Source organism: Methylorubrum podarium, assembly GCF_022179745.1.
GTDB classification, from domain to species: Bacteria; Pseudomonadota; Alphaproteobacteria; order Rhizobiales; family Beijerinckiaceae; genus Methylobacterium; species Methylobacterium podarium.
This window is the reverse complement of the sequence record NZ_BPRD01000233.1, coordinates 1-6,866: the sequence shown is the minus strand read 5'-3', so window position 1 is coordinate 6,866 and position 6,866 is coordinate 1. Positions and strand designations below refer to the sequence as shown.

Below are 6,866 nucleotides of genomic sequence, written 5' to 3'. Positions count from 1 at the left end.
GGGCGCGACTTTTCCGGAAAGGGCGCGCCCTGGATCGCGTCGGCTTCGCCTCGCGATGACGGGGTGACTGGGAACAGAAGCGATCAACCGGATTCCGGAGGAAGGGTTTCTGCCCAGCCGGGTCCGGCCGTCCCGATCAGGCCTGCCAATCCGAGAAGCCCACGACGCGGTGAAGCAGGCGCCGGTTGCGGGCGGTCTCACCGAAGGGCGCGAGGTCCCAGGTCCAGGCCCGCTCGGGCGTCCCGAGCCGCACGCCGTAGAGAAGGTCGTGCCGGGCGTGGACCTGCCCCTGCCGGTCCTCCTCGGTCTCGTCGATATCGGTGACGAGGCAGACCCGCGCCGTCAGACCGGCCAGCGCGTCGAGATGGCCCGCAACGATCCGCCGGCCGAAGGCGTCCCCGTCCTCCGGCGTCCAGGGTCCCAGGGCCCGGCGCGAGGTCTCCAGCCGCTCGACCGGGCGGATCGGCAGCTGCGAGAGGAGGTTGGCCGAGATGACGAGGCCGGTTCCCGGCTCGGCGCAGACCGGCGGCAGGCGCGGATCGAGATCGGGCGCCGCGCCCGTCATCAGCGCCATCGCGCCGCTCAGGTCCGCCGTCAGCGCCTCGACGTTGGCGAAGACGCGGATCGCGCGCCGGGCCGGCCGCAGATGCACGGCATCGACCAGCACCACCCGCCGGAAGCCCTCGGCGAGATCCGCCAGCGGCACGTCGAGCAGGAGGCCGGAGCCCAGCACCACCGCGGTGTCGCGTTGCTCGGTCGCGGCTATGGCCGCGCGCATCACCGCCCGGCTCGCCTCCAGATGCGGCGCCCAGGCGCAGCGGCAGCGGCGGGCGCGCGACATCAGCCAGATGCTGTCGCGCAGGTAGCCGAGCCGGCGCTGGGCCGGCGGCGCGGACGTGGTCAGGAGATGCAGGAGGTCGAGCAGCACGGTCGCGTGGCGTCCGGCACCGCGCCCGACCTGTCAAGCGGCTCGCGTCATGCCATGGTCGCGATGGGCGGCCAGAACGCTCCGCCCTCCCCCGGCTCCGACTCGACCGACCATGGAATCCCGAAGCGCCCGCCTCGCCGCCGCCCTGATCGCGCTCTGCGCCGCCCTCGGCGTCGCCGCCGGCTTCACCGCCGTGTTCGGCCGCACCGGCTCCGTGCCGCTGACCGCCTGGATCATGGTCGCCTATTTCACGAACCTGACCGGACTCCTCGTGCTCGCGGTGTTCGGCGGGATCGCCCTGCGGCTGCCGGCCCTGGCCCAGCCGCGGCTCGTCGCGACGGCGGTCCTGGCGACGCTGCTCGTCGGTCTCGTGCAGCGGCTGCTGCTCTACGGGCTCAAGACGCTGCGGGGCGGCGACCTCGTCGGCGACATCCTGCTGCATCAGGCGTTGCCGGTGCTGGTGCCGCTGTTCTGGCTCGTCTTCGCGCCGAAGGGGCGCCTCGGCTTTCGCGACCTCGCGCTGTTCGCGAGCTACCCGCTGACCTATCTCGGCTACACGCTCGTGCGCGGCGCCTACGACGCGCGCTATCCCTACCCGTTCCTCGACGTGGGCAAGATCGGCTGGGGTCCCGTCGCGGCTTATGCCGGGGCGATCGCGGCGGCCTTTCTCGGCGTCGGCTGGGTGCTGGTGCTCCTCGACCGCCGCCTCGCCCGGCGCCGGCTCGCCAGCGGATAGGGCGCTACCCCTCGAACAAGGCGGCGATCTCGCCCGGCCCCAGGATCCGGAACTCCCCCGCCGGCAGGTCGGCGGGGAGCGCGAGGCCGCCGACGCGGTCACGGTGGAGCGCGTCGACGTGGTTGCCGAGCGCGGCGAACATGCGCCGGACCTGATGGTAGCGGCCCTCGTGCAGGGTGACCGTGCAGTGGGTCGGGTCGTCGGTCTCCATCTCCACCGGCAGGAGCGGCTTGTCCTCGCCCTCCAGCATCAGTTCGCCCGAGGCGAGGATCGCGGCCTCGTCGCCCTGGAGCGGGCGGGCCAGACTCACCCGGTAGCGCTTGGACACCTTGGCCTTCGGCGCGATGATCCGGTGCAGCAGCGCCCCGTCGTCGGTCATCAGGAGGAGGCCCGAGGTCTCCTTGTCGAGGCGGCCGACCGTGGAGATCGCCGGATCGCGCCGGCGCCAGCGCTCGGGCAGCAGGCTGTAGACCAGCGGCCCCGCCTCCTTGTGCGAGCAGGTGACGCCGAGGGGCTTGTGCAGCATCAGGCAGAGGCCGGGCAGCGGATCGAGCGCCCTCCCCTCCACCGTCATCCGGGCGGAGAGGTCGGGCTCGAGCGGGATGCGCTGCGAGGCGTCCCGCAGGGCCTGCCCGTCGAGGCGCACGAGTCCGGCCCGGGCCAGGCCCTCGACCTCCCGACGCGAGCCGTAGCCGAGATTGGCCAGCAGCCGGTCGAGGCGCACGGCCTTCACTTGAGGGCCTCGATCATTTGCGCGCCTCGAACACCTTGTAGCCGCCCTCCGTCACCGTCGGAGTGACGCTGCGGAAGGCGGCGCGCAGGGGTGCCTCGTAGGGCAGGTGCGCGTTGGCGACGAGGTGCAGCGTGCCGCCCGGCCGCAGGACCGCCGCCGCGCGGGCGATGAAGGTCTGGCCGAGCGCCTGATCCTCGGCGCCGCCGTCGTGGAAGGGCGGATTCGAGACGACGAAGTCGAGGCCCGACAGGGCCGGCTCCGCCCCCCGCAGGTCGGCCCAGTGGGCGGTGGCGCGGGGATCGCCGACATTGCGCCGGGCCATCTCGATCGCGCGGCGGTCGATGTCGATCAGCGCGAGCGCGGTGACCTTTTCGGATTTCAGCACCGCGCGGGCCAGGATGCCGAGCCCGCAGCCGAAATCGGCGCCGCGCCCCGCGAGCGGAGGCAGGTGACGCAGCAGCAGGGCGGAGCCGGGATCGAGCCGGTCCCAGGAGAAGATGCCGGGCTGGGTGCAGAGGGCGAGATTGTCGATATGGCGCGGGGCGCCGGCCTCGACCGCCGGGGCGATGCCCTCCGGCGCCTCGGGCCGCGTCGCCGTGCAGATGCGGTGGTGGCGCCGCGCCTCGTCGGTCACCGCGCAGCCGAAGCCGCGCAGCTCCTTGGCGAGCCGCGTGCCGCCCTTGTCCTTGGGCGCCAGCGCCACGAGCCGTCCGCCCGGCCGCAGGGTCCGGATCGCCAGCGCCAGGGCGTAGCGCCGCTCGACCGTGCCGGGCGGCGCCAGCAGCAGGGCGGCCTCCAGGCTCGCCTCGGCCACATCCTCCAGCCGCGCCGAGCCGGGGATCAGCGGCGAGACCTGGGCGGCGCCGTCCGGCAGGGCGGCGAGGTCGGAGGGCGGCAGGCCGTAGAGGACGGCCCGCATGTCGGGATCGGTGTGGGGCATGGGGCTTGGGGCGTAGAGCTTGGGGCTTGGCGTTCGGGCCGGGGCCATCGGCATTGGGAATTCGTCCGACCCCGACCCTCATTCCGAAGTGCCCGAGACAGCGGGGCCTCGACGGATCCTCCGGGAATCACGCGGGATCCGGAGAATCCGTCGAGGCCGCCGCTTCGCGCCGGCACCTCAGGATGAGGAGCAGAATCGAATACAGAATAGAGGTCAGCCGGTCGGAAATTCGAGCCCCATCTCGCGATAGCGCGCGGGATCGTCGGCCCAGTTCTCGCGGACCTTCACGTGCAGGAACAGGTGCACCTTGGCCTCGGCCACCTCGGCGATCTCGATGCGGGCCGCCTGTCCGATCGCCTTGATGGTCTGGCCGCCCTTGCCGAGCACGATCGAGCGCTGGCTCTCGCGCTCGACGAAGATCGTCTGCTCGATCCGCACCGAGCCGTCGGGCCGCACCTGCCACTGGTCGGTCTCGACGGTGGAGCGGTAGGGCAGTTCCTCGTGCAGCCGGTCGTAGATCTTTTCCCGCGTGATCTCGGCGGCGAGCATCCGCAGCGGCGCGTCCGAGATCTGGTCCTCCGGGTAGAGCCAGGGGCCGGGCGGCATCCGGGCGGCGAGCGCCTTGCGCAAGTCGGCGACGCCGTCGCCGTTGAGCGCTGAGATCAGGAAGGTGTCCTCGAACGGCACCATCGCGTTGAGCTTGGCCACCAGTTCGAGCAGGCGCTCGCGGGCGATCAGGTCGATCTTGTTGAGGATCAGGATCTTAGGCCGCTTCACCTCGGGCAGGCGGCGCAGGATGGTCTCGACCTCCTCGTCCGCCCCCTTGCGGGCATCGATCAGCAGGCAGACCGCGTCGGCATCCGCCGCGCCGCTCCAGGCGGAATGCACCATCGCCCGGTCGAGGCGGCGCTTCGGCGCGAAGATGCCGGGGGTGTCGACGAGCACGATCTGCGCCTCGCCCTCCATGACGATGCCGCGCACCAGCGCCCGCGTCGTCTGGACCTTCCGGGAGACGATGGAGACCTTGGCGCCGACCAGGGCATTGAGCAGGGTCGACTTGCCGGCATTCGGCACGCCGATCAGCGCGACGAAACCCGCGCGCGTCTCCTGCGGGGCGGCGCCGTCCTCGGCCTCATGTTCCGGTTCGTGTTCCGGCTCGTGCTCAGACATCCGATCCGACCATCCGCGACTTAACCACCCGATCCGTCCTTCCCCTGCGTCCCGCCGATGTTTTCGCGGGCGAGCACGGCGCGGGCCGCCTCCTGCTCCGCCACGCGCTTGGAGGCGCCCTCGCCGTATCCCGGTTCAATGCCCTCGACCCGCACCGCGATCCGGAAGACCGGGGCATGGTCGGGGCCTGAGCGCTCCACCACCTCGTAGACGGGGATCGCAAGGCTGCGCGCCATCGCCCATTCCTGCAAGGCCGATTTCGCGTCGCGCCCGCGCGGGGCGGCGGTTTCCTCGCCGGGGCGGAAGGCGCGCTGGACGATCGCCCGCGTCGCCTCGTAGCCGGCGTCGAGAAACACCGCTCCGAGGATCGCCTCGCAGACATCGGCGAGGATGGTCTGGTTGCGCCGCCCGCCGGTCTGGATCTCGCCGGGTCCGAGATTGAGATGCGGCCCGACCTCCCAGGCCTCGGCCACCGCGGCGCAGGTCTCCCGCCGCACGAGCCCGGCCAGCCGCCGCGACAGCTCGCCCTCCTCCGCGTCGGGCAATGCCCTGTACAGCGTCTCGGCGACCGCGAGGCCGAGCACGCGGTCGCCCAGGAATTCGAGGCGCTGGTAGCTGCCGACCCGGCCCGACTGGCCGGCCTTGCTCACATGGGTGAGCGCCAGGGGGAGCAGGGCCGGGTCGGCGAAGACATGGCCGATGCGCGCCTCCAGCACGGCGAGGCTCGGCCGCGGACGGTGCGCGCGCCGGGCGCGGCTGGAGCGCGCGGCGCCCTCGCCGTCCTCGCTCATCGCCGTCCGCCTCGGGAAAGAACGGCGGATCGTCCCGTCGCTGTCACGTTCGTCGAGCGATCAGTGGATCGTCGAGAAGATGCGGCCCCAGCGCACATCCGCGGGCCAGCGCCAGATCTGCCAGGCGGGGGTGCGCTCGTCGATCGAGAAGAAGATCATCTCCGCCCGGCCGACGAAGTTCTCGAACGGCACGTAGCCGACGCTGGCGAGGTCGCGCGAATCGGTCGAGTTGTCGCGGTTGTCGCCCATCATGAAGAAATGGCCGGCCGGCACCGTGTAGACCTCGGTGTTGTCCCAGAAGCCGCGGTCGCCGTCGCGCTCGATCACCCGGTGGGACACGCCGCCCGGCAGCGTCTCCATGTATTGCGGCACCTTCACGGTCTGGTCGAAGGCGTCGAGGGTCTCGTAGTCGGCGATGCGCTCGCGCTTGACCGGCTTGCCGTTGATGTTGAGCACGCCCTCGACCACCTGGATCTTGTCGCCGGGCAGGCCGATCACGCGCTTGATGTAGTCGGTCGCGTTGTCCTTCGGCAGCTTGAACACGGCGATGTCGCCGCGCTTCGGCTCGGCGGCCCAGACCCGGCCATGCGCCTGGAACGGCAGGTACTCGGACAGCGGCAGGGAGTATTTCGAGTAGCCGTAGGCGTATTTCGAGACGAACAGGTAGTCGCCGATCAGCAGGGTCGGGATCAGCGAGCCCGAGGGGATGTTGAACGGCTGGAACAGCAGCGTCCGCACCACGAGTGCGATCAGCAGCGCCTGCACGCCGACCTTCACGGTTTCCCGGATGCTGGCCCAGGTTCCGGGCTCGGCCGTCCGGATCTCCGTCTTGCCCTCGCGATCCACGCGCGCCTGTCCTGTATCCATGAGTGGTCCGCCTTCGGCCCCGCCGTGTCATCCGGCAGCCGCTACCCTGTGGCCGTGGGCTGTCGTGCTGGGCGGCGGGTCTAGACTAAGCCGCGCCGCCCCGCAACGCGAAGGATGCGCCGGGCCGAACCTACGATGGCGCCGGGAGCGGCACCGCCTCGATGATCACGAACGCTTGCGCGAGCGGCGGCTCGTCGGTCAGCGTCAGGTGCAGGCGCGCCTCGTGGCCGTCCGGCACCATGCGTTCGAGGTGTTCCCGCGCACGCCCGGTCAGCCTCAGGGTCGGCTGGCCGCTGGGCAGGTTGACCACCTCCATGTCGCGCCAGAACACGCCCTGGGCGATGCCGGTGCCGAGCGCCTTGGCGCAGGCCTCCTTGGCGGCGAAGCGGCGGGCGTAGGACGGCCCGCGGGCGGCGCGCCGGTCGCATTTCGCCCGCTCGCCGTCGGTGAAGACGCGGTGGGTGAAGCGCTCGCCGAAGCGTTCGAGCGAGGACTCGATACGGCGGATGTCGCAGAGGTCGGTGCCGACGCCGAGAATCACGGCTCGGCCTGCCGCCGCGCCCGGTCCATCGCCGCGCGCATGTCGTGGACCGCCTGCCGCAGGCCGACGAAGATCGCCTCGGCGATCAGGGCGTGGCCGATGTTCAGCTCGCGGATCTGCGGCAGCGCCGCCACGGGGCCGACGCTCTCGACGGTGAGGC

Annotated in this window: 9 protein-coding genes; 1 reads left to right on the top strand and 8 read right to left on the bottom strand. The window is 71.8% G+C overall.

All coding sequences use genetic code 11. From position 1 onward, the window contains the following. Positions 1-136: 136 nt before the first annotated feature. Positions 137-928, bottom strand: a complete 792-nt coding sequence (locus tag MFF42_RS12440) for a hypothetical protein (RefSeq protein ID WP_238256028.1) — start codon at positions 926-928, stop codon at positions 137-139. A gap of 112 nt (positions 929-1,040) precedes the next feature. Here MFF42_RS12440 and MFF42_RS12435 point away from each other — a divergent pair, with 112 nt between their 5' ends. Further along, positions 1,041-1,664, top strand: coding sequence for a Pr6Pr family membrane protein (locus tag MFF42_RS12435; protein WP_238256027.1), 624 nt, complete (start codon positions 1,041-1,043; stop codon positions 1,662-1,664). Positions 1,665-1,668: 4 nt separating this feature from the next. On the opposite strand, the gene MFF42_RS12430 is transcribed toward MFF42_RS12435, so the two are convergent. The 7 genes from MFF42_RS12430 to MFF42_RS12400 form a co-directional block, all read right to left on the bottom strand. Further along, the gene (locus tag MFF42_RS12430) at positions 1,669-2,397 is read right to left on the bottom strand and encodes a pseudouridine synthase (protein WP_238256026.1); all 729 of its coding nucleotides are present in this window, start codon (positions 2,395-2,397) and stop codon (positions 1,669-1,671) included. Positions 2,398-2,410: 13 nt separating this feature from the next. Beyond that, on the bottom strand, positions 2,411-3,337 hold the full coding sequence (locus MFF42_RS12425) for a class I SAM-dependent methyltransferase (protein ID WP_238256025.1): 927 nt from the start codon (positions 3,335-3,337) through the stop codon (positions 2,411-2,413). 213 nt (positions 3,338-3,550) lie between these two features. Next, complete coding sequence (era, locus tag MFF42_RS12420; RefSeq protein WP_238256024.1) at positions 3,551-4,507, bottom strand: GTPase Era; 957 nt, start codon at positions 4,505-4,507, stop codon at positions 3,551-3,553. 20 nt (positions 4,508-4,527) lie between these two features. Beyond that, on the bottom strand, positions 4,528-5,298 hold the full coding sequence (gene rnc, locus MFF42_RS12415; RefSeq protein ID WP_238256023.1) for a ribonuclease III: 771 nt from the start codon (positions 5,296-5,298) through the stop codon (positions 4,528-4,530). Positions 5,299-5,358: 60 nt separating this feature from the next. Beyond that, positions 5,359-6,165 carry a signal peptidase I gene (lepB, locus tag MFF42_RS12410; RefSeq protein WP_238256022.1) on the bottom strand — a complete coding sequence of 269 codons (807 nt, stop codon included), beginning with the start codon at positions 6,163-6,165 and terminating at the stop codon, positions 5,359-5,361. Between the two features lie 130 nt (positions 6,166-6,295). Next, positions 6,296-6,706 carry a holo-ACP synthase gene (acpS, locus tag MFF42_RS12405; RefSeq protein ID WP_238256021.1) on the bottom strand — a complete coding sequence of 137 codons (411 nt, stop codon included), beginning with the start codon at positions 6,704-6,706 and terminating at the stop codon, positions 6,296-6,298. Next, the coding region (locus MFF42_RS12400; RefSeq protein WP_238256029.1) for a pyridoxine 5'-phosphate synthase at positions 6,703-6,866 on the bottom strand (164 nt) is incomplete at its 5' end. The genes acpS and MFF42_RS12400, both read right to left, overlap by 4 nt.

Coding starts and splice junctions, on each gene's coding strand:
- MFF42_RS12435 (WP_238256027.1), top strand. CDS start 1,041: ATGGAATCCCGAAGCGCCCGCCTCGCCGCCGCCCTGATCGCGCTCTGC.
- MFF42_RS12425 (WP_238256025.1), bottom strand. CDS start 3,337: ATGCCCCACACCGATCCCGACATGCGGGCCGTCCTCTACGGCCTGCCG.
- rnc (WP_238256023.1), bottom strand. CDS start 5,298: ATGAGCGAGGACGGCGAGGGCGCCGCGCGCTCCAGCCGCGCCCGGCGC.
- era (WP_238256024.1), bottom strand. CDS start 4,507: ATGTCTGAGCACGAGCCGGAACACGAACCGGAACATGAGGCCGAGGAC.
- lepB (WP_238256022.1), bottom strand. CDS start 6,165: ATGGATACAGGACAGGCGCGCGTGGATCGCGAGGGCAAGACGGAGATC.